The following is a 21,263-nucleotide window of genomic DNA, read 5'->3' as shown; positions in this document are numbered from 1 at the left end:
CCTCGAGCGATGGTGCTGAGTCCGCGGATGCCCGACCTCGCGTCACTGGAGACCCTGAAGGCGGTGGTCGGTACGGGCAGCCTCAACGCCGCCGCGACCCAGCTCGGCGTCACCCAGCAGGCGGTGTCCGCGCGCATCCGCGCGATGGAAACGCAACTCGGCGTCGCTCTTCTGACTCGCACTCCGCGCGGTTCGGTGCCGACGCAGTCCGGGCGGCTCGTCGCCGAATGGGCCGACCGCCTGCTGACGTTGGCCGGCGAATTCGACGCCGGACTGGCCGCACTACGCCTCGAACGACGTGATCAGCTGCGCCTGGCCGCCAGCCTGACCGTCGCCGAGCACCTCCTCCCCCGCTGGCTCGTCTCGTTCGCCGCACAGCATCAGCCCGCTCCCAAGGTGTCGTTCACCGCGACCAACTCCGATCACGTGTACGACCTCGTCCGTGCCGGCGACGTCGAACTCGGCTTCGTGGAGGGGTCCCGCGTCCAGACCGGTCTGCGCAGCCGGACCGTCGCGCGCGACGAGCTGATCCTCGTCGTACCGCCGGGTCATCCGTGGACGAGGCTGCGGCGGCCGGTCACGGCCGCCGATCTCGCCCGCACTCCATTGGTGACGCGCGAGGAGGGCTCGGGCACCCGGGAGTTTCTCGAGCGCGCCCTGACCAGGACCCTCGGCCCCGGACGCGAGGCCGCGCCACCCGTCCTGGAACTGTCCACGACGGCGTCGGTGCGGGCGGCGGTCATCGCAGGAGCCGGTCCGGCGGTCCTCAGTGACCTCTCGGTCGCCGACGACCTCGGTCACCGGCTCACCCACGTCCCGATAGCCGACCTCGACCTCGCCCGGCCGCTACGCGCGGTCTGGTTGTCGGGCCCGCAACCGAGTGCCGGCGCCGCGCGCGACTTCCTCGCGCATATCAGCCGAAGCTGAGCGGCAACCGGCAAGCGGCCCAGCGGATCGCTGCTCAGACCCCGGCGTTCGCGTCCTGCTTCTTCTTGAGCTCGAGGGCGATGTCGATGAGCTGGTCCTCCTGGCCGCCGACCAGCTTGCGGCTACCCGCCTCGAGGAGGATCTCCGCGGCCGAGACGCCGTAGCGTTCGGCGTGGCCCTCGGCGTGCTTGAGGAACGAGCTGTAACAGCCGGCGTAGCCCATCATCATGGCCGAGCGGTCGACGAGGCACTCCGACGGCATCGCCGGTCGGACGACATCCTGTGCGGCGTCGGCGATCTTCATGAAATCGACGCCCGTGGTGATGCCGAGCTTGTCGCACACACCCACGAAGGCCTCGGTGGGCGTGTTGCCGGCCCCCGCGCCGAAACGCCGGATCGAGCCGTCGATCTGCTGGGCACCCGCTCGAATCGCGTTGACCGAGTTGGCAACCGCGATGTCGAGGTTCTCGTGCCCGTGGAACCCGACCTGCGCGTCGTTGCCGAGTTCGGCCACCAGGGCCTGGACCCGAACGGTCACGTCCTCGAGGACGAGCGCACCGGCGGAGTCGACGACGTACACACACTGACACCCGGCATCGGCCATGATGCGGGCCTGCTTGGCGATGACCTCCGGCGGCTGGCTGTGGCTCATCATCAGGAACCCGACGGTCTCCAGACCGAGATCGCGCGCGAGCCCGAAGTGCTGGATCGAGACATCGGCCTCGGTGCAATGCGTCGCGATGCGGCAGATCTGACCGCCGTTGTCCTGCGCCGCGCGGATGTCGTCCTTGGTGCCCAGCCCCGGCAGCATCAGGAAGGCGATCTTGGCTCGCTTCGCCGTCTCCGCGGCGGCCTTGATCAGCTGCTGCTCAGGGGTTTTGGAGAAACCGTAGTTGAACGACGACCCGCCCAGACCGTCACCGTGGGTCACCTCGATGACCGGCACACCGGCCTCGTCGAGCGCGCCGACGATCGCACGCACCTCGTCCTCGGTGAACTGGTGACGTTTGTGGTGGCTGCCGTCACGCAGCGACGAGTCCGTGATGCGGATGTCGAGGGTGTCAGAGTACTTGCGCGCGTTCGCCATCAGCTTCGGGTCGCGCGGTGTCAGAACCACATTGGTGCTCATGCGGGGACTCCCAACTTGGTTTTCGCGATCTCTTCGCCGACCTTCGTGGCGGCAGCGGTCATGATGTCCAGGTTCCCGGCGTACGGCGGGAGGAAGTCCCCCGCACCCTCGACCTCGACGAAGATCGACACCCGGGCGTGCCCGCCGTTCAGGACGCTCGGCGGGTCGAACTGGGGATCCTGCAGCAACCGGTATCCCGGCACATAGGCCTGGATCTCCTTCTCCCGGCGGTGGATCGACTCGGCGATCGCATCGGTGTCCGCATCCTCGGGGATGGCACAGAAGATGGTGTCGCGCATGATCATCGGCGGGTCGGCCGGATTCAGGATGATGATCGCCTTGCCGCGCTGCGCGCCGCCGATCGTCTCCACACCTGCCGACGTCGTCGCGGTGAACTCGTCGATGTTCGCGCGGGTTCCAGGCCCGGCCGACACCGAGGCGACCGACGCGACGATCTCGGCATACGGCACCGGCACAACCGAACTCACCGCATGCACCATCGGGATGGTCGCCTGACCGCCGCACGTGATCATGTTGGTGTTCGGCGCATCGAGATGCTCGCGGAGATTGGCCGGCGGCACCACCGCGGGGCCGACGGCGGCCGGGGTGAGATCGACGGCGATGATGCCCGCCTCTTCGTACTTCGGCGCGTACTCGCGGTGCACATAGGCCGAGGTCGCCTCGAAGATCAGATCCGGGCGTTCCGAGGACGCCAGCAGTTCGTCGGCACCACCACTCATCGTGATGAGGCCATGATCGGCCGCGCGCTTAATACCCTCGGAGGCGGCATCGATGCCAACCATCCAGCGCGGCTCGATCACCTCGGAGCGCTCCAGCTTGTACATCAGGTCGGTGCCGATGTTGCCCGACCCGATGATCGCTGCGGTCAGCTTGGCTGCCACGGGTTCCTCCTCTTGCTTGGTGAAAGCTGTTGTTGTCTCGGTGAATCGAGGGACTCTTCGTGTCAGGTGAAGTCGAGGGTGACGCTGCCCAGTCCGGCGAAGTCGGCCACGAAGTGATCGCCCGACGAGATGTCGATGGCCCGCGTCGCGGTGCCCGGCAGGATCACGTCGCCCTTGCGCAGGCGCACGCCGAAGCCCTCGACCTTGCGCGCGAGCCAACTCACGGCATTCAGCGGATGCCCCAGTACCGCAGACGAGTTGCCCTTCGCGACGATCTCGCCGTTGCGCGTCAGCGTCGCCTCGATGTCACCGGTGTCGATCTCAGAGATCGGGACGCGTTGCTGACCGAGAATCCAGCCACACGACGACGCGTTGTCGGCGATCGTGTCGCAGAGCGTGATCTTCCAGTCCTTGATCCGGGAGTCGATCAACTCGATCGAGGGCACCACCCAGGCCACCGCGTCGATGACATCCTCGTTGGTGCAGCCCTCGCCCGGCAGGTCCTCGCCCAGGATGAAGCCGATCTCGACCTCGACGCGCGGGAAGCAGAGCTTCTCGGCATCGATCGGGGTGTGCTCGAAGTACTGCATCTCGTCGAGCAGATGGCCGTAATCCGGTTCGTCGACGCCCATCATCTTCTGCATGGCCTCGGAGGCCAGGCCGACCTTGTGGCCGGCGACCTTCGCCCCGGCATCGAGCCGCTTGCGGATGTTGATCAGCTGGATCTCGTACGCGTCCACCACATCGAGGTCGGGGTGGGCGTCGGTGGGCCGGTCGATCGCGACCGCCGACGCCTCCGCCCGCGCCAGATCGGCTGCGATCTGCTCGCGAATCCCCTGCTCAACCGTCATCGTGCCCTCACCTTCCGCATGTGAACGTGTTCTAGTTTAGAACACGTTGCAGTCTCCGGGCAGTCCTCGGTCCGATCGTCGTGCATTTCGAGGCGTGGCCGAGATCGGTGATGACGCGAGCACCGGGCGACTACGGTTCTCGTCATGAGTTCCGAGTCCCCGAATCCCGTCTCGCCGGACATCGACGACACCGGCGAGGCCGTTCTGACCTCCTTCGACGATGGCGTAGGACGGCTGACGCTCAACAACCCACGCCGGAAGAACGCCATCACCCTCGAGATGGCCGCGGCGATCGAGGAGTTCTGCGACCGGGTGACCGCGGACGGCAACATCGGCGCGGTCGTCGTCGACGCAGCCGGTTCGTACTTCTGCAGCGGGGCCGACACGCGGATCCTGGCCGGCGCGTCGGCCGATCCAGCGGCACCGGAATCCGTGGCGCAGCTGTCCGCGGTCTACCGCGCGTTCGTCCGGGTCGGGTCCCTGCCGGTCCCCACGGTCGGGGTGGTCGTCGGCGGGGCCGTAGGGGCGGGCCTCAACCTCGCGCTCGCCGTCGACCTGCTCGTCACCACACCCGACGCCGTCCTCGACAGCGGATTCCTCGCCCGCGGCATCCATCCCGGGGGCGGGCACCTCACCCTGCTGAACCGTGCGGTAGGCCGGGCCGACACGATCGCGCTCGCCGTCTGCGGTCAGTCGCTGTCCGGTGCGCAGGCGGTCGAACGTGGCCTCGCGTACGCGGCCGCACCGGTTCCAGACATCCCGGCGATCGTCGCCGATCTGACCGGACCAGCCGCGCGCGACCCCGAACTGACGCGCCGGGTGATGGCCAGTGTCCGACTCGAACTGGGCCCGCCGGCGGTGACCTGGGATTCGGCGATCGAGATCGAGCGTGGCGTGCAGATGTGGTCGATGGCCCGCAAGGGGCAGAACTGGTCGTCGCGCGGTCCCGGCCGGTGATGAGCCGGGACGACGTCCTGCGCGCCCTGCGGTCCGAGGTGCGCGACTTCCTGCGAACCGAACTCACCGAGGGCGCTTTCCGTCCCGACGTCGACAGCTGGATGACGGGCTTCGATCCCGACTTCAGTCGACGACTCGGCGATCGGGGCTGGCTGGGTATGACCATGCCCGTCGAGTACGGAGGGCAGGGTCGTACGCCGGTCGAGCGTTTCGTGATCACCGAGGAACTCCTCGCGCACGGCGCACCGGTCGCCGCGCACTGGATCGCAGATCGGCAGATGGCTCCGGGAATCCTCGCCAACGGGACGCAGGCGCAAAGGCAGCACTACATCCCGCGGATCTCGGCGGGGACGATGTTCTTCGCGATCGGGATGAGCGAACCCGACGCCGGCTCGGACCTGGCCGCCGTGCGCACCCGAGCCACCGACAACGGGGACTCCTGGACGATCAGCGGTACCAAGGTCTGGACCACCGGTGCTCACATCGCGCACGCCATGGTGCTCCTCGCACGCACCGACGGCACCACCGAGGACCGCCAGCAGGGACTGTCGCAGTTCGTCGTCGACCTCCCCCACCCGGACATCGAGATCCGTCCACTCGCGAGCATCGACGGCGACGCGCACTTCAACGAGGTGATCTTCCACGACGCCGTCGTCGACTCCTCGGCCCTGCTCGGTGCGCGCGGACAGGGATGGCGACAGGTGATGAGCGAGTTGGCCTTCGAACGCTCGGGGCCGGAGCGCTACCTCAGCACATTGCCACTGCTCCGCGCCTGGGCCGACCTGCTTCGACAGCACGGTGCGACGCCGCAGCAGCGAAAAACGCTGGGCGAGCTGACCGCACAGGCCTGGGCGCTGCGCCAGATGTCGATGCAAGTGGCGCGCGAACTTCAATCCGGCGGCAAACCCGACGTACTGGCGGCGATGGTCAAGGACCTCGGTTCGACCTTCGAAGGGGACCTCGTCACCGCCATCCGGGATGCGTCCGGCGCGATCCCGCGGTGCACCGGCGGGTCGGACTTCGACCGCCTGCTGGCTCAATCAGTTCTGCACACACCGGCTTTCACCCTGCGTGGGGGTACCAATGAGATCCTGCGCGGCATCGTCGCGCGCGGACTGGGGATGCGATGACCGAACTGGCAGCAGAACTCGCCGCCGCGACGGCCGCCATGGTCGCACGGTTTCCCGTCGACCTGCGGACCCCGGCCACCGAACCCGACCCCGCGCTGTGGAAGGCCCTGGTCGACGCCGGGTTCACCGCGCTCGACGTCGCCGAGGGGGCAGGAGGTCAGGGCGCCGACCTCGCCGACGCTCTCGCCGTCCTCGACACCCTCACCGAGGCCGGCGCGATCACCCCGTATGTCGAACACGCATTGCTGGCTGCGTGGCTCGCGGGACGCGTCGATCACGTACTCGACGGGCTGAGCGCGACCGTCGCGGTCGTCGACGAGCCAACCGTCCGAGGAGATGACGAGCGAATCCGACTCAGCGGCACCGCGATCGGAGTCCCGTACGCGGCGTCGGCCGACATCATCGTGATCCTGGCCGCGACCGTCGACGACGCGGTGATCGCGGTGGTCGACGGCCGCGGACCGGGGGCACGCATCGAGCCCGGCACTGACCTGATCGGGTCGGAGTACAGCGACATCGTCTTCGACGACGCCGAGGTCACGTTCTCCGCCTCGTCGCCGGTCACGGTCGACGATCTCCGCACGCGTGGGGCGCTCGTCTACGCGGTCGCCTTGGCAGCCGCAGCGCGGGCAGTCCGCGAACGCACGGTCCGGTATGCCACCGAGCGGGTCCAGTTCGGCCGGCCGTTGACGAAGTTCCAGGCCATCCAACAGAGGCTCGCGCACATGGCCGCGCAGAGCACGATGATGGAGACCGCCGCACGAGCAGCGACCGACGCGGCGTCGGAAGATATCGTTACGGCCCGCGACGCGATCGCCGCCGCGAAGATCGTCACGTCGCGGTCCGCGCACGACGTCGCGGCCGCGGCCCATCAGATCCACGGGGCTATCGGGTTCACCGCCGAACATTCCCTCGGCCGGTTCACCACGGCGTTGTGGACCTGGCGCGACCGGTACGGGACCGAGCACGAATGGTCGGAGCAGTTGGCGGCGCGCATCCTCGACGACGGCCTCGACCCCTGGCACGTCATCACCGGCGCGTCCGATCCCGTCGCACAGTCGACGAGAACAGCCGCACAGTGAACGAGTTCAGACGCACAGTCGACAGATTCGGGCGCACAGCCGACGGGAACGGGAGCACCCCTGGCGTGGCATTTCTGTAACGTGTTCTAATTCAGGTAGAACACGTTCCAGCTGCGCGCACGAAGGGGACCCCATGGCCGGCTCGACCGAACCAGAACAGACCAGTACCCAACCCGAGACCCCTGGACCCGAGACCTTCGACGTCGTCGTCGTCGGGGCCGGCGCTGCGGGCCTGAGCGCGGCGATCACCGCAGCTCAGAAGGGCTTGTCGACGGTCCTGATCGAGAAATCGCCGTACTGGGGCGGCTCGACGTCGCGCTCGGGGGGCGGGGTCTGGATCCCGAACAACTCGGTCCTCCGCCGCGACGGCGTGACCGACACCCCGGACAAGGCGCGCGAGTACGTGCACGCGATCATCGGCGAACACGCGCCCGCCGACCGCATCGACGCCTACATCGACCGCGGACCCGAGGCGCTGGACTTCCTGATGGCGCACGCCCCCCTCGACCTCGAGTGGGTCAAGAACTACTCGGACTACTACCCGGAGGCACCCGGCGGACGGCTCGCCGGACGGTCGATCGAGCCGCGGCCGTTCGACGCACGCCGCCTCGGGGATGACCTGGAGACCCTGCACCCGCAGTACACCAAGGCGCCGCTGAACATGGTCGTCCTGCAGTCGGACTACCGCTGGCTCAACACCGGCCTGCGTCACTGGCGCGGTCCGCTGCGCATGGCGAAGGTCGGCAGCCGGTTCTTCTGGGCGCGCAGCCGCGGCAAGAAGCTGATCGCCATGGGCGCAGCACTCGCGGCCGAGCTCCTTCTCGGCGTCCGCGAGGCGGGCGTCCCGGTCCGGCTGAACACCGGACTCGCCGACCTCATCACCGAAGACGGCCGCGTGGTCGGCGTGATCGCCGAATCCGACGGCAAGCGGGTCGAGATCCGGGCCCGCCACGGCGTGATCCTCGCCTGCGGCGGATTCGAGCACAACGACGAGATGCGCAAGAAGTACCAGCGCGACCCGATCGGCTCCGAGTGGACCACCGGTGCCCCCAGCAACACCGGCGACGGCATCAACGCCGGCCTCAAGATCGGCGCCGCGGTGTCGCTCATGGACGACGCCTGGTGGGGGCCGACCATCCCGCTGCCGCGCGGTCCGTGGTTCGCGCTGTCGGAGCGGGCGGTACCGGGCACCTTCATGGTGAACACGCGCGGACAGCGCTACATGAACGAGTCCCTGCCGTATGTGGAAGCGGTGCACCAGATGTACGGCGGCGAGTTCGGCCAGGGCGAGGGCCCCGGCGAGAACGTGCCGTCGTGGCTGATCTTCGACCAGCGCTGTCGCAACCGCTACCTCTTCGCCGGGATCAACGCGCGACAGCCGTTGCCCAAGAAGTGGTTCGAGTCGGGCGTCGTCGTGAAGGCCGACAGCATCAGCGAACTCGCCGAGAAGATCGGGGTACCGGCCGACGCGCTCACCGCGACCACCGAGCGGTTCAACGGGTTCGCCCGCAAGGGTGTCGACGAGGACTTCGGCCGCGGCACAAGCGGTTACGACCACTACTACGGCGACATCACCAACAAGCCCAACCCGAGCCTAGGCGAGGTCAGCAAGGGCCCGTTCTACGCGGTCAAGATGGTCCCGGGCGATCTCGGCACCAAGGGCGGGATCAACGCCGACGCCTCGGGCCGCGCCCTGCGGGCCGACGGCTCGGTCATCGAAGGCCTGTACGCGGCGGGCAACACCAGCGCGCCGGTCATGGGGCACACCTACGCCGGCCCGGGCGCGACGATCGGTCCGGCCATGGTCTTCGGATACCTGGCCGCCACCGACATCGCCGCCAAGGCCGCCACCCCGACATCCACAGGAGCCTGACCCGATGCCCATCGACCTCTCCGTCGCCCTCGGTGCCGAACTGCCCGAGGTGAGCTTCGAATGGTCGGCGTCCGACGCCGCCCTCTACAACCTCGCGGTGGGTGCCTCAGCAGACCCGATGGACACCACCGGGCTCGAGTACATCCACGACGCGACGCCGAAGGTGCTGCCCACCTTCGCCACCGTGGCCGCCGGGTTCCACACCACCGAGCCCCCGAAGGTCTCGTTCCCCGGCATCGACATCGACCTCGCGAAGGTCGTCCACGGCAGCCAGCAGGTGACCGCCTACCGGCCGCTGCCTGCTGCCGGCAAGGCGACCACCCGCACCCGGATCGCCGAGATCCAGGACAAGGGTTCGGCCGCGGTGATCGTGCAGGAGTCGGTGACCACCGACGACGGCGGGCAGACCCTCTGGACGTCCCGCTCATCGATCTTCGCGAAGGGCGAGGGCGGATTCGGCGGCGAACGCGGTTCGTCGGCCAAGGTCGACTATCCCGACCGTGCGCCGGATCATCGCCTCACCGTTGCGACGCTCCCCCAGCAGGCATTGCTCTACCGCTTGTGCGGAGACCGCAACCCGCTGCACTCCGACCCCGGATTCGCTTCCCGCGCGGGCTTTCCCCGGCCGATCCTGCACGGCCTGTGCACGTACGGCACGGTCTGCCGCGTGATCGTCGACGAGGTCCTCGGCGGCGACGTGACCGCCGTCGCCGACTACTCGGCGTCGTTCGCGGGCGTGGTGTTCCCGGGCGAGTCCCTCGCGGTCGAGGTCTGGGAGGACGGCTCCCGGTTGCTGGCCACCGCGACCGTCGTCGAACGCGACGGCGCGAAGGCCCTCGGCAATGTGGTCTGCGAACGTCGCCAGTAGAACCGCCGTCGCGACGGCGGGGCCGCAGCCCGGAGACGCTGTCGCGTGGGGCCAGTACGCTACACACGCGGACCGCGAGGCGGCCCGCAGGTTCCACGTCGCATATCCCCGAGGAGACGCCCATGAGCGATTCGCTGACGCCCCTACTCGCCGACAACCGCAGTGCATTGGTGACCGACCTCGTCGGTGTCATCGACGCCGAGGTGGCCGACCAGTCGGGTCTGAGCGGCGCTGCTGTGAAGACCGCCTACTCCGCGGTGCAGAAGGTGAAGCCCGGTGTCGTGCGCAGCGCCACCGATCAGATGGCCGAGGACTTCCTGAAGGCGCTGGCGCCCTTCTGGGATTCCAAGCCCGCCGGTGTCGCCTTCGGCGACCACCTATCAGCAAACGGAGATGCCGCGGCCGAGGCCCTGCTGTCGGTGACCGACCAGCAGGCCGAGACCGCCAAGCCCGCACTCGCGAAGGCGTACAACTCGCTGCGCGGCAAGGGGAAGAAGTACGTGATCGCGGCACTGCCGCGTCTGGGTGCCGCCATCGAGCGGCACGCCGCCTAGGAGTCGGCGCGCGCGTCGTCGGCGGTCGCACCGACCTCCCCAGAGGGTCGGGTCAGACCGCTGACGACGCGATGGCCACGAGTGCCACGACGACGCCGATGAGTGCGGCGAGCATCGACAGCACACGCCACACATGGACGCGGGCGGGCGAGATCTCGGTCCCGTTCGGGGCGACGTCGGGCGATGCGGCCGCGGTCGCGGCAGCGGGAGTTGCAGCGGCGGGGGTTCGTGCGATTCGGGGTGAGGCCATGACCTGTCACCACTTTCGGTTGTCCGGGGCCAACGGGGACCGGCGCGGTCTCGCGTTCGCCCGGTATCGATACTGCAGTGATAAATGTGTCACAAGTTGCTCGAGTAGCGTCGGCGCTCACATAGCGTGTCGCGATAACGAAACCGCAACACCGCGGTGGCGGCGAACGTGCCGACCGAACCGGTTCCGCATGCCGACCCCGAAAGCGCAGGACGCCGAATGAGATTACCGTCCGCCATCCGCCTCGACGCCCGGTCCGCCTGGCTTGTCCTCGTCGCCTGCCTGTCGGTCAGCATGGTCGTGGCCGCCATGGCCGCCCTCAACACGGCCCTGCCCGACATCGCGATCGACACCGGCGCCGACGCCGGTCAGATGACCTGGATCGTCGACGGTTACACCCTGGCGCTCGCGGCGCTCCTGCTCCCGGCGGGCGCGATCGGCGATCGGCTGGGGCGCCGTGAGGTACTGATCGCCGGCCTTCTCCTCTTCGGCATCGCCTCACTGGTGGCGATCTGGGTGGACGGCCCGACCCAGCTGATCCTGGCCCGGTGCTTCGCCGGTGCCGCCGCGGCGCTGATCATGCCCACCACCCTGTCGCTCATCACGTCCGGGATGCCGGAAGGTCAACGCGCGGTCGGGATCAGCATTTGGTCGGCGATCGCCGGCGGCGGCGCCATCGCCGGCTTCCTGGTCACCGGGCTCCTCCTGGAGTTCTTCTCCTGGCACTCGATCTTCATCACCTTCGCCGCGGCGTCAGCCGTCGCGGCCGCGCTGTGCCTGACGATCGGCACCTCCAAGGACAGCGACCCCGGTCGCTTCGACATCCCGGGGACCGTCTGTTCGGTCCTGGCCATCACCGGCGTCGTCCTCGGTCTGCTCGAGGCACCTCACCGGGGCTGGGCGGATCCCGTTGTCCTGATCTGCATCGTGGGCGGCGTCCTGCTCGCGGGCGGGTTCGTCGCCGTGGAACTGCGTTCGACGTCGCCGCTGTTCGACGTCCGGTTGCTCGGCAACCGCGCCTTCGGGTCCGGGGCGCTGTCGGTCGCGGTCCAGTTCCTCGCCTCGTTCGGCATGTTCTACCTGCTCCTGCAGTTGCTGCAGCTGGTCTTCGATTACACCCCGCTGCAGTCGGCGGTCGCGCTGATGCCGTTCGTGGCCGGCGTCGGCCTCACCACGCTCATCGCGAACTGGCTTGCCGTACGACTGGATTCGCTCAAGTTCGTCATCGCCGCCGGCGCCCTGCTGTCCGGCGTCGGGCTGATCCTCCTCGGATCGTTCAAGTACGAGACGTATTGGACGCTCGCCGGCGTGGTCGCATTGATAGCGGTCGGGATCGGTCTGGCGTCGGCGCCCGCCACGACGGCCATCATGTCCAACACCCCGCTCGACAACCAGGGCGTCGGCTCGGCCGTGAACGACACCGCCCGGGAGATCGGCGCGGCGATCGGTATCGCGATCGCGGGCAGCATCGTCGCCGCGGGATACCAGTCGCGCATCGGCGAGACCGCACAACTGGCCCGCGATCAACTGACCGCCGCCGGTGAGCAGCGCATCGCCGCCGGCGACACCGCCGGCGGCCAGGCCATGGTCGCCCAGGCCGACCAGGCCGGGACGCTGATCGAGCGATCCCTCGCCGAGGCGACGGTCGTCGTGGACCGGTTGTCCGGTCAGGCCGCATCGCTCGCGGAGAAGATCGCCGACGGCAGTCAAGAGGCGTTCTACGTGCCGTTCGAGTACGCCTGCCTCGTCCTGGGCGGGATCATGCTCGTCAGTTCGGTCGCGCTGCTGTGGCTCACGCCGCGACGCGTCGTCGAGGTGCCGCCGACCATCGAGTCCGACCCCGACCAGGACCGCGACGACACCTACGCCCGCGACTGAGTAGCCTGTCCCGGTGGTACTCACCGCGGACAGCATCGCCGGCACTCTGGTCGGAGTCGCCGCCCTGCTCGTGGTGATCGTCGCGACCGTTGTCGCCCAGCGTGTTCCGGCCGTTGTGGTGGCCGCACCGGTCGCCGCGCTGCTCCTCGCGCTCGGCCTGGCCGACGTCGAGCAGGCCGCCGACGAGATCGCCACGATGGCGCCGACCATCGGCTTCCTGGCCGCGATGCTGGTGATCGCCGACGCCTGTGCCCGCGCCGGGGTCTTCACCTGGATCGGCGCCCTCCTGGCCCGGTGGAGTCGGGCCTCGCCACATCGGTTGTTGCGCATCGTCTTCCTGGCCGCGGCGACGACGACCGCGGTCCTCAGTCTCGACACCACGATCGTCCTGCTGACGCCGGTCGCCGTCGCCACCGCGAGGCGGATCGGCGCGCCGGTGACCCCGGTGGCGTTCGCGAACGCCCACCTGGCCAACACCGCGTCGACCCTCATGCCGGTGTCGAACCTGACCAACCTCCTGGCGTTCGCCGCGTCCGGGCTGACCTTCCTCGGCTTCACCGGCGTCATGCTGGCGCCCTGGATCGCCGCGATCGTCGTCGAATACCTCATCTTCCGGATGTACTTCGCCGACTCCCTCGCGCGCGCTGCCCCAGCAGCCGATTCGATCGCCGGCGATCCGGCTCCGGTGGATGCGCCGCCCCGCCCCACCCTCATGCTGGTGATGCTCGGCCTGCTGCTGCTCGCCTTCGTCGTGACCGAACCGCTGGGCGTCCCATTGGGCGCGGTGGCCGGCGTGGGCGCGGTCGCCTTCACGGTGCCGCGGCTGCTCGACGCACCGCTGCCCACTGTGCGGGAGACGGTGCAAGCCCTGAACATCCCGTTCCTCGGATTCGTCGCCGTGCTCGGTGTCGTCATCCTCCCGGTGCGAACCGGCCCGATCGGCGACTGGATCGGCAACCTGATCCCGGATGACTCATCACTCCTCGCGCTGCTCGCGGTCGCCGCGCTGGCCGCGGTCCTCGCCAACCTGGTGAACAACCTGCCCGCCACCCTGCTGCTCATCCCGCTCGTCGCCCACGAACCCGGCCTGGTCCTGGCGATGCTCCTCGGCGTCAACCTCGGACCCAACCTCGCCTACTTCGGGTCGCTGGCCAATCTGCTGTGGCGCGACATCATGCACCGCGACGGCTCCGGCGGGGGCAGGGGCGCCCCGACCTCCCGCGAGTACCTACGCCTCGGCGCACTCACCGTTCCCGCCACGCTCGTCGTCGCGGTGGTCGCGCTGTGGGGCGTGCTGCGGCTGACGTCTGTGGCTTGACGCAGGTGACCTCGACGGACGCGGCGTCCTCGCAACGCTCGGTCGACGCTGCTCGGCCAGCAGTGGGGGCCACCGGCCCCGGCGCGCTCGCCCGCGCCCCGGTTCCTACCATGACCTTCATGCTCGCCGCCCTCTTGTCCTTCATCGTCACCGCGACGCTGATCGTGCTGCTGCCGGGTCCGGACACCCTGGTGGTCCTGCGCGGAGTGGTCCGCGGTGGACGCGGCGAAGCCTTCCGGACCGCCGCGGGCATCGTGTGCGGACTGATGGTCTGGGTCACCGCCGCCGTCCTGGGCCTGTCGGCATTGCTGCAGGCCAGCGAGACCGGTTACGAGATGCTCAAAATCGTCGGGGCCTGCTACCTCGTGTGGATGGGTATCAGCTCGGTCCGCGCGCTGCTGCGCGCCGCACCTGATCTCGCGGCATCGCAGGACGTGGTCGAGCCGCCCGCGGGCCGGAAGGCGGGAGTGCTGTTCTCCGGTTTCACCGCCGGCCTGCTCACCAACATCCTCAACCCGAAGATCGGCATCCTGTTCATCAGTCTCTTGCCCGGCTTCGTGCCGGACGGCTACTCGACGGGATGGACGACCCTCGGGTTGGGGGCGATCTACATCGCGCTGACCGCCGCGTACTTCACCGTGCTGGTGGGCGCCGCGGGCCGAATCGCCGGATGGCTGCAGAGCGCACGAATCCGCCGTCGCGTCGAAGCGATCGGCGGAGTCGCGTTGATCGGGCTCGGAGTGCGCCTGGCACTCGAGGGCTGATCAGACCGGGGCGGCCTCGTTTGCCGCGGCCGCGGCCTTGGCCCAGCGGTAGTCGGCCTTGCCGGCCGGGGTCCGCTTGACCTCGTCGACGAAGACGACCGTGCGGGGCACCTTGTAGCGGGCGAGGGTCTCCCGGCAGTGGTCCTGGATCTCCTCCAGCGACGGCTCGTCGGCCCCGTCGGCGACGTTGACCACCGCCGCGACCCGCTGGCCGTACTTCTCGTCGGGAACCGGGACGACGAGTGCGTCGGCGATCGCCGGATGCGCGTGCAGCACCGCCTCGACCTCCTCGGCGTAGACCTTCTCGCCGCCGGTGTTGATGCACTGCGAACCGCGTCCGAGGAACACGATCGAACCGTCGGCCTCCACGGTGCCCATGTCGCCCAGGATCGAGATCCGGGTGCCGTCGGCCAGCGTCGGGAAGGTCTTCGCCGTCTTCTCCTTGTCCTTGTAGTAGCCGAGCGGGACGTTGCCGATGCGCGCGATGTAACCGACTTCGCCCGAGCCGGGCTCGATCTTGTTGTGCCGCTCGTCGACGACCATCATCCGGTCCGTCGGCGGGACCTTCAGGTTCCCGTTCTCGTCCATCATGATCTCGCCGTCGTTACCCGACTCCGAGGCGCCGAAGTTGTCGCGCAGCACCAGATCCGGCTTCACCGCGAGCATCCGGTCACGCACGTGCTGGGACCAGATCGCGCCGCCGGAGGTGATCGAGAACATCGACGACAGATCGACGGAGTCCTTGCGCTTCTCGAGCTCCTCGACGAGCGGCATGCCCATGGCGTCGCCGACGATGAGGACGATGTTGACCTTCTCCTTCTCGATCTCGGTCACGATCGCCTCGGGGTCGAAGTCGCGCTGGATGACCAGCCGGCCACCGAGGGTGAAGAACGTGAACAACGAGTACGACGCCGCGCCGTGCATGAGCGGAGCCGCGAGCAGGAACGCGATCGGCGGGAAGTCCTTGACCGCCGTGCCGATCTCCGCGAGATCCTTGCGGGCCTCGCCGTACGGGTTGCCCCCCGACAGCGGCTTGCGGAAGAAGTCGTCGTGCTGCCACATGACGCCCTTCGGGTACCCGGTGGTGCCGCCGGTGTAGAGCAGGTAGAGCTCTTCGCCGGTGCGCGGCTCGAAGTCCCGGCCGTCGGGCTTGGACTCCGCGTCGGCGAACGACACGATCTCGACGACGCGCCCGTCGGGCAGGTCGGCGACCGCCGCGCGGAGTTCCTCGACGATGTCCCCGATGACGAACACCGTTCGCACGGTGGGGGTCTCGGCGAGCAGCGCGGCGACGCTGCGCTGGTGCTCGGGCAGTTCGACGATGATCGCGCGGGAGTCGGAGTTGTCGAAGATGTACTGCAGTTCGGCGTTGGTGTAGCGGTAGTTCACGTTGACCGGGACCGCGCGCACCTTCAACAGCCCCAGCAGACTCGTCACGTGTTCGATGCTGTTCTTCAGGAACAGCGCGACATTGTCGAACGCACCGATCCCCGCGCCGGCGAACAGATGTGCCACCTGATTGGAGAGGTTGTCGAGTTCGGCGTAGCTGATCTGGCGACCCTGGTAGCTGAGCGCGATCCGCTCGGGCACCGAGTCGGCGACGGTCTCGAAGACATCGGCGAGGTTGAACTTCATCGTGCGCGCTCCTTGGTTCTACGGAGTGAATTGGTGGAGAAAAAGTGCATCGGATAGTCAGCTGTCATGCGGTAAGCACCAATCCGCTTGTGGGAACGCCGGTTCCGGCGGTCACGACGACCTTCTCGGCCGCTTCGACCTGGTTGACCGAGGTCCCGCGGATCTGCCGGACACCCTCGGCGATCCCGTTCATGCCGTGGATGTAGGCCTCGCCCAGCTGACCGCCGTGCGTGTTCAGCGGCAACCGGCCACCCACCTCGAGGGCACCCGGTTCCCGGACGAAGTCCTTGGCCTCGCCCCGACCACAGAACCCCAGCTCCTCCAGTTGCAAGAGCGTGTACGGGGTGAAGTGGTCGTAGAGGATCGCCATGTCCATGTCGTCGGGGCGCAGTCCCGACTGCGCCCACAACTGCCGGCCGACGAGCCCCATCTCCGGCAGACCGGCGAGCTCGTCCCGGTAATAGCTGGTCATGATGTACTGGTCGGCAGCACTGCCGGCCGCGGCGGCCGCGATCACGGCGGGCTTGTGCGGCAGGTCTTTCGCGCGTTCCGGGGACACGATCACCAGCGCGACACCGCCGTCGGATTCCTGGCAGCAGTCGAGGAGGTGCAACGGCTCGGCGATGTACCGCGAGTTCTGGTGGTCTTCCAGGGTGATCGGCTTGTCGTAGAAGAACGCGTCCGGGTTCACCGCCGCGTGTTTGCGGTCGACGACGGCGATCCGCCCGAAATCCTCACTGGTGGCGCCGAAGTCGTGCATGTAGCGCTGCGCGATCATCGCGACGAACGCGGCCGGTGTCGACAACCCGTGCGGGTAGGTGAAGGCGTTCTCGGTGCCGGACGAGTTCTCCTGGTTCGCCACCGCCGAATTCACCTGCCCGAAGCGCAGTCCCGACCGTTCGTTGAACGCGCGGTAGGCCACCACGACGTCGGCGACACCCGTCGCCACCGCCATCGCGGCCTGCTGCACTGTGGCGCACGCCGCACCACCGCCGTAGTGAATGCGCGAGAAGTAGGTCAGGTCCCCGATCCCCACGGCCCGGGCGACGGAGATCTCGCTGTTGGTGTCCATCGTGAACGTGACGAGACCGTCGACGTCGGCGGGTGTGAGACCGGCGTCGGCGATCGCCGCGGACACCGCCTCCGCGGCGAGTCGCAGTTCGCTGCGCCCGGAATCCTTGGAGAACTCGGTGGCACCGATACCGGCGATGACCGCCTGACCGGACAGTGATCCCATCAGAGTCCCTCTCCTCGACCCGCAGGCGAACCGACCGTGTCGGGTTCGGTCGCACCGATCGTCAGCGTGACGGTCGAGATGACGTGCTTGCCCAGAGAATTCGTCCCGGTCACGGCGACGGTGATGACCCCGGCGTCGACCGCGGTGACCTCGCCGGTGAAGGTGACCGTGTCGTAGGCATACCAGGGGACGCCGAGTTTCAGTGCGATCGAACGGATTCGGGCATTCGGTCCGGCCCAGTCGGTGACGAACCGCTCGACCAGCCCGGTGTCGGTGAGGATGTTGACGAAGATGTCCTTGGACCCCTTCGCCTGCGCGAGGTCGCGATCATGATGCACGTCCTGGAAGTCGCGTGTGGCGAGCGCGGTCGCCACGACGAACGTGGGGGTAGCCTCGATCGTCAACGCCGGCAGCGTCGTTCCGACGGCAGCGGGGTCGGTGGCAACGCTTGTCATGCGGGCTCCCCTTCGGTAGGCACGGCCGGTTCCCACGCGTGCAGGGTCCAGGCCGGGGTCCCGGCCTCGTCATCGGCAGGGAAGTCGAGATAGGTCGCGCGCACCGGCATGCCGATGGCCACCTGCTCGGGTTCGACGCCCCGGAGCTCACCGAGCATGCGGATTCCCTCGTCGAGTTCGACGAGGGCCACGACGAACGGCAACCGCCGCCCGGGCACCTTCGGCGCGCGGTGGACCACGTAGCTGTACACGGTGCCGGTACCGGCCGCGACCACGTAATCCGCTGGCGGGACGGTTCCGTCGGCCTCGCGCGGCTTCCAGGTCGCCGGCACCGGCGGGTGCCGCAGCGCCCCGTCGCCGTCGCGCTGGATGCGCAACTCGTGGGCGGCCACGCCCTCCCAGAAGAAGGCGGTGTCCCGGGATGCGCTCGGCTTGAGCAGCCGCGCCGGGTCGAGATCGTCGGGCACCCCGGCGTCGGAAACCGGCTCGGCAGCAGCGCGTGCGGCGGGGCGGAACTTCAGGATGCGGAACCGCATCTCGGCGACGACCTCACGCGCCCCGTCGTCTCCGCCGACCGACCAGACGTTGCGGGTGGTGAAGAACCAGCCCTCACCGAGTGCGGTGTTCTTCGGTCCCACCACCTCCACGAGTTCGGCCGACAGCGCGACCTCCTCGCCCGGACGGGTGTAGCGGTGATAGACGGTGTCGCAGTTGGTCGCCACCACAGAGGTGAAGCCGGCCTCGTCGAAGAGTTCGCTCGCGCGACCCAGCGGATCGTCCGCGGTCCGCACCCCGTGGAGGCCGCGCATCGTCCACACCTGCGCCATCGCGGGCGGCGCGACGATGCCGGGATGGCCGGCATCCCGGGCCGCCGCGTCGTCGGTGTAGACAGGGTTCGTGTCGCCCATCGCCTCGACCCAGTTGTTGATCATGGGCTGATTGATCGGGTCCCGCCCGGCGACCGGTGCGCTCGGTCCGGCGTCGATGATCTCCTGCGCGGCGGCTCGGATCGCCTCGTCTCCGGCGACGCCGTCGCGGGCGAGCTCGGGCGCGCTCACCGCTTGGCCCGCGGGAGTCCGAGGCCGGCGGTCGCGATCATGTCGCGCATGACCTCGTTGACGCCACCGCCGAACGTGATGACGACGTGGCGCTTCTCCTGGACGTCGAGCCAGTTCACCAGCGCCGCGGTCTCCGGATCGGCGAAATCGCCGTAGCGCCCGATGATCTCGTCGACCATCCGGCAGACGGTCTGGATGCGTTCGGTCGAGAACACCTTGGTGGCCGCCGCGTCGGCCATCGAGATGGCCTCACCCGTCGCGGCCACCTGCCAGTTGAGCAACTCGTTGATACGGCCGTAGGCGTCGATGGTCGCGAGCGCGCGACGGACGTCGGGATGCTTGGCGATGACCGTCCCGTCGGGGCCCGGCCGCTGCGCCCAGGCACGCACCCGTGCTGCGAGTCCGTCGATGCGGCCGGCGGGGCCGAGCATCACGCGCTCGTGATTGAGCTGGGTGGTGATCAGCTTCCAGCCGCCCCCCTCCTCGCCGACCCGCATCGACACCGGAACCCGAACATCCTGGTAGTAGGTGGCATTCACGTGGTGTGCGCCGTCGGCGGTGATGATCGGCGTCCACGTGAAACCGGGGTCGGAGGTGTCGACGATCAGGATCGAGATGCCCTTGTGCTTGGGTGCGTCGCGATCGGTGCGGACGGCGAGCCAGATGTAGTCGGCGTCGTGTCCGCCCGTGGTGAAGATCTTCTGCCCGTTGACCACGTAGTGGTCGCCGTCGCGGACCGCGGTGGTGGTCAGCGACGCCAGGTCGGTGCCGGCCTCGGGTTCGGTGTACCCGATGGCGAAGTGCACATCGCCGGCCAGGATCGCGGGCAGGAACTTCTGCTTCTGCTCCTCGGTGCCGTGGACCTGCAGCGTCGGCCCGACGGTCTGCAGCGTCACCGCCGGCAGCGGGACGTCGGCGCGCACGGCCTCGTTGGTGAAGATCTGCTGTTCGATCTCACCGAAACCCTTGCCGCCGAACTCCGTCGGCCAGCCGACGCCCAGCCAGCCGTCGTCGCCCATCCGCTTGATGACCTTGCGGTAGGTCGGGCCGTGGCGTTCGGTCAGCATCACCGCTGCCTCGTCGGGGGTGACGAGGTCGGCGAAGTACTCGCGCAGTTCCGCGCGCAGCGCGCGCTGTTCGGGGGTGAGATCAATGAACATCGGGCACCTCTGCGATACGGGTGTCGTCGGCGGGGACGTCGGTGATGTCGGCGAGCTCGTCGAGCCGCACGTGCGCTCCGCCCACCAGACGCGCGAGGTCTTTGGTGAGCGAGAAGTAGCGGTGAAGCGGATAGGTGATGTCGACTCCGATGCCGCCGTGCAGGTGGGTCATCGTCCGCGTGGTCGGCGGGACCTCCTCGGCCAGCCAGTAGGCGGCGATCGCGAGATCGGTTGCGGCGTCCAGACCTTCGGACAACCGCCAGGCCGCCGAGGTGGTCGCGAGCTCCATCGACCGGCCGACGACGTAAATGTCGGCGAGTTGCTGGCCCACCGCCTGGAACAAGGCGATCGGCTTGCCGAACTGCTCGCGCGTGGAGACGTGGTCGGCGGTCAGTCGGGTGGCGCCGGCGACCAGGCCGTCGGCGTAGGCGCACAACGCCAGGCGGTAGCGATCGCGGAGGATCGCAAGGTCGCGGACCAGGATGTCGGCGTCGTCGACGGGTACGTCGTCGAAGGCCACCGTGTACTCGCCCCAGCCGCTCGAGGCCGGTGTGCGCGTGACGGTGACCCCGTCGGCATCAGGCGAGACGGCGACGACACCGGCATCGGCGGCCACCAGGAACAGTGAGGCACCGTCGGCGTGCAGGACGCCGACCTTCGTGCCGGTGAGCCGCCCGTCACGGACCGAGGTCCGCGGATGCGCCGTCAGGGCGTCGCCGTGTTCGCCGATCGCCACCGACACCCAGCTGCCGCCGGTGAGCGAACTGCCGAACCGCGACCACACCGATCCCTCGCCGTCCTGGGCGTCGGCCCTGGCGAACACGAGCGCCGCGGTCAGCGATCCGAGCGCCGGCGTCACCGCCGCGGCCCGGCCCATCCGGCGGAACAACGGGAGCAGACCCGACTCGTCGACCTCGTCACCGTCGAGCGAGGCCGGCAGGGGCAGGGCGAGCAGTCCGGCGTCGACGAGCGCCTGCCAGCCATCGGCCTCGAACCCGCCGCGGGTCGCCTCCTGCTCGGCCGCTGCCGTCCCACCGGAATGACGCCCACCGAACGTCGACTCCCAGTCGGGCTGCCGTCGCGCGAACACGTCCTCGGCGACGTCGCGAACCGCGATCGCCGTGCCGTCCAGGGCAAAGTCCACCCTGTGCCTCCCTCACCATGAACCCGTCAAGAACTAGAACCTGTTCTAGTTGTATCAGAGTCCGCGCGCAAGGGTGTCGGAATCGGCGTTT

General features: G+C 68.7%; 20 protein-coding genes. 10 read left to right on the top strand and 10 right to left on the bottom strand.

All coding sequences use genetic code 11. From position 1 onward, the window contains the following. Window positions 1-9 precede the first annotated feature (9 nt). Window positions 10-927, top strand: a complete 918-nt coding sequence (locus GR168_RS04215; protein WP_159370113.1) for a LysR family transcriptional regulator — start codon at window positions 10-12, stop codon at window positions 925-927. 34 nt (window positions 928-961) lie between these two features. Here the strand turns inward: GR168_RS04215 and dmpG are convergent, their stop codons facing one another. The 3 genes from dmpG to GR168_RS04200 form a co-directional block, all read right to left on the bottom strand. Continuing rightward, window positions 962-2,056, bottom strand: coding sequence for a 4-hydroxy-2-oxovalerate aldolase (dmpG, locus tag GR168_RS04210; RefSeq protein ID WP_159370112.1), 1,095 nt, complete (start codon window positions 2,054-2,056; stop codon window positions 962-964). After that, window positions 2,053-2,958: an acetaldehyde dehydrogenase (acetylating) gene (locus GR168_RS04205; protein WP_159370111.1), complete on the bottom strand. Its 906-nt coding sequence runs from the start codon at window positions 2,956-2,958 to the stop codon at window positions 2,053-2,055. The genes dmpG and GR168_RS04205 overlap by 4 nt, the downstream gene beginning before the upstream one ends. A 62-nt stretch (window positions 2,959-3,020) precedes the next feature. Further along, window positions 3,021-3,809, bottom strand: a complete 789-nt coding sequence (locus GR168_RS04200) for a 2-keto-4-pentenoate hydratase (RefSeq protein ID WP_159370110.1) — start codon at window positions 3,807-3,809, stop codon at window positions 3,021-3,023. Window positions 3,810-3,953: 144 nt separating this feature from the next. Between GR168_RS04200 and GR168_RS04195 the strand changes: the two genes are divergently transcribed. The 6 genes from GR168_RS04195 to GR168_RS04170 all read left to right on the top strand — a co-directional run bounded on the left by GR168_RS04195 (window position 3,954) and on the right by GR168_RS04170 (window position 10,273). Continuing rightward, window positions 3,954-4,766 (top strand): enoyl-CoA hydratase/isomerase family protein, encoded by an 813-nt coding sequence (locus GR168_RS04195; protein ID WP_159370109.1) that lies wholly within the window; start codon window positions 3,954-3,956, stop codon window positions 4,764-4,766. Continuing rightward, window positions 4,766-5,896 carry an acyl-CoA dehydrogenase family protein gene (locus GR168_RS04190; RefSeq protein ID WP_159370108.1) on the top strand — a complete coding sequence of 377 codons (1,131 nt, stop codon included), beginning with the start codon at window positions 4,766-4,768 and terminating at the stop codon, window positions 5,894-5,896. Before GR168_RS04195 ends, GR168_RS04190 begins: the two co-directional genes overlap by 1 nt. Then, the gene (locus GR168_RS04185) at window positions 5,893-6,978 is read left to right on the top strand and encodes an acyl-CoA dehydrogenase family protein (RefSeq protein ID WP_159370107.1); all 1,086 of its coding nucleotides are present in this window, start codon (window positions 5,893-5,895) and stop codon (window positions 6,976-6,978) included. Before GR168_RS04190 ends, GR168_RS04185 begins: the two co-directional genes overlap by 4 nt. A 133-nt stretch (window positions 6,979-7,111) precedes the next feature. Continuing rightward, on the top strand, window positions 7,112-8,851 hold the full coding sequence (gene kstD, locus GR168_RS04180; protein WP_159370106.1) for a 3-oxosteroid 1-dehydrogenase: 1,740 nt from the start codon (window positions 7,112-7,114) through the stop codon (window positions 8,849-8,851). A gap of 4 nt (window positions 8,852-8,855) precedes the next feature. Next, entirely contained in the window at window positions 8,856-9,719 is an 864-nt protein-coding gene (locus GR168_RS04175) for a MaoC/PaaZ C-terminal domain-containing protein (RefSeq protein WP_159370105.1), read from the top strand. A gap of 122 nt (window positions 9,720-9,841) precedes the next feature. Continuing rightward, the gene (locus tag GR168_RS04170; protein WP_058251180.1) at window positions 9,842-10,273 is read left to right on the top strand and encodes a hypothetical protein; all 432 of its coding nucleotides are present in this window, start codon (window positions 9,842-9,844) and stop codon (window positions 10,271-10,273) included. 52 nt (window positions 10,274-10,325) lie between these two features. Here GR168_RS04170 and GR168_RS04165 read toward each other — a convergent pair whose 3' ends face one another. After that, window positions 10,326-10,523, bottom strand: a complete 198-nt coding sequence (locus tag GR168_RS04165; RefSeq protein WP_065629132.1) for a hypothetical protein — start codon at window positions 10,521-10,523, stop codon at window positions 10,326-10,328. A gap of 219 nt (window positions 10,524-10,742) precedes the next feature. Between GR168_RS04165 and GR168_RS04160 the strand changes: the two genes are divergently transcribed. The 3 genes from GR168_RS04160 to GR168_RS04150 all read left to right on the top strand — a co-directional run bounded on the left by GR168_RS04160 (window position 10,743) and on the right by GR168_RS04150 (window position 14,483). Beyond that, window positions 10,743-12,401 carry an MFS transporter gene (locus GR168_RS04160; RefSeq protein WP_159370104.1) on the top strand — a complete coding sequence of 553 codons (1,659 nt, stop codon included), beginning with the start codon at window positions 10,743-10,745 and terminating at the stop codon, window positions 12,399-12,401. Window positions 12,402-12,414: 13 nt separating this feature from the next. Further along, the gene (locus GR168_RS04155; RefSeq protein ID WP_159370103.1) at window positions 12,415-13,719 is read left to right on the top strand and encodes an SLC13 family permease; all 1,305 of its coding nucleotides are present in this window, start codon (window positions 12,415-12,417) and stop codon (window positions 13,717-13,719) included. Window positions 13,720-13,838: 119 nt separating this feature from the next. Further along, on the top strand, window positions 13,839-14,483 hold the full coding sequence (locus GR168_RS04150; RefSeq protein ID WP_203235893.1) for a LysE family translocator: 645 nt from the start codon (window positions 13,839-13,841) through the stop codon (window positions 14,481-14,483). On the opposite strand, the gene GR168_RS04145 is transcribed toward GR168_RS04150, so the two are convergent. From GR168_RS04145 to GR168_RS04120, 6 genes are all read right to left on the bottom strand, one after another. Next, on the bottom strand, window positions 14,484-16,118 hold the full coding sequence (locus GR168_RS04145) for an acyl-CoA synthetase (RefSeq protein ID WP_159370101.1): 1,635 nt from the start codon (window positions 16,116-16,118) through the stop codon (window positions 14,484-14,486). Window positions 16,119-16,182: 64 nt separating this feature from the next. Next, window positions 16,183-17,355 (bottom strand): lipid-transfer protein, encoded by a 1,173-nt coding sequence (locus GR168_RS04140; RefSeq protein WP_159370100.1) that lies wholly within the window; start codon window positions 17,353-17,355, stop codon window positions 16,183-16,185. After that, on the bottom strand, window positions 17,355-17,810 hold the full coding sequence (locus tag GR168_RS04135; protein ID WP_159370099.1) for a MaoC family dehydratase: 456 nt from the start codon (window positions 17,808-17,810) through the stop codon (window positions 17,355-17,357). Before GR168_RS04135 ends, GR168_RS04140 begins: the two co-directional genes overlap by 1 nt. Next, window positions 17,807-18,868, bottom strand: coding sequence for an OB-fold domain-containing protein (locus GR168_RS04130; protein WP_159370098.1), 1,062 nt, complete (start codon window positions 18,866-18,868; stop codon window positions 17,807-17,809). The genes GR168_RS04135 and GR168_RS04130 overlap by 4 nt, the downstream gene beginning before the upstream one ends. Beyond that, window positions 18,865-20,028 (bottom strand): acyl-CoA dehydrogenase family protein, encoded by a 1,164-nt coding sequence (locus GR168_RS04125; protein WP_058251187.1) that lies wholly within the window; start codon window positions 20,026-20,028, stop codon window positions 18,865-18,867. Before GR168_RS04125 ends, GR168_RS04130 begins: the two co-directional genes overlap by 4 nt. Further along, window positions 20,018-21,172 carry an acyl-CoA dehydrogenase family protein gene (locus GR168_RS04120; protein ID WP_065629126.1) on the bottom strand — a complete coding sequence of 385 codons (1,155 nt, stop codon included), beginning with the start codon at window positions 21,170-21,172 and terminating at the stop codon, window positions 20,018-20,020. Before GR168_RS04120 ends, GR168_RS04125 begins: the two co-directional genes overlap by 11 nt. Window positions 21,173-21,263: the final 91 nt, after the last annotated feature.

Origin of the sequence: Gordonia sp. JH63, from assembly GCF_009856645.1 — a bacterium.
Taxonomy (GTDB): domain Bacteria; phylum Actinomycetota; class Actinomycetes; order Mycobacteriales; family Mycobacteriaceae; genus Gordonia; species Gordonia hongkongensis.
Note: the sequence above shows the minus strand (reverse complement) of the source record. Positions and strands in the feature narration are given on the sequence as shown.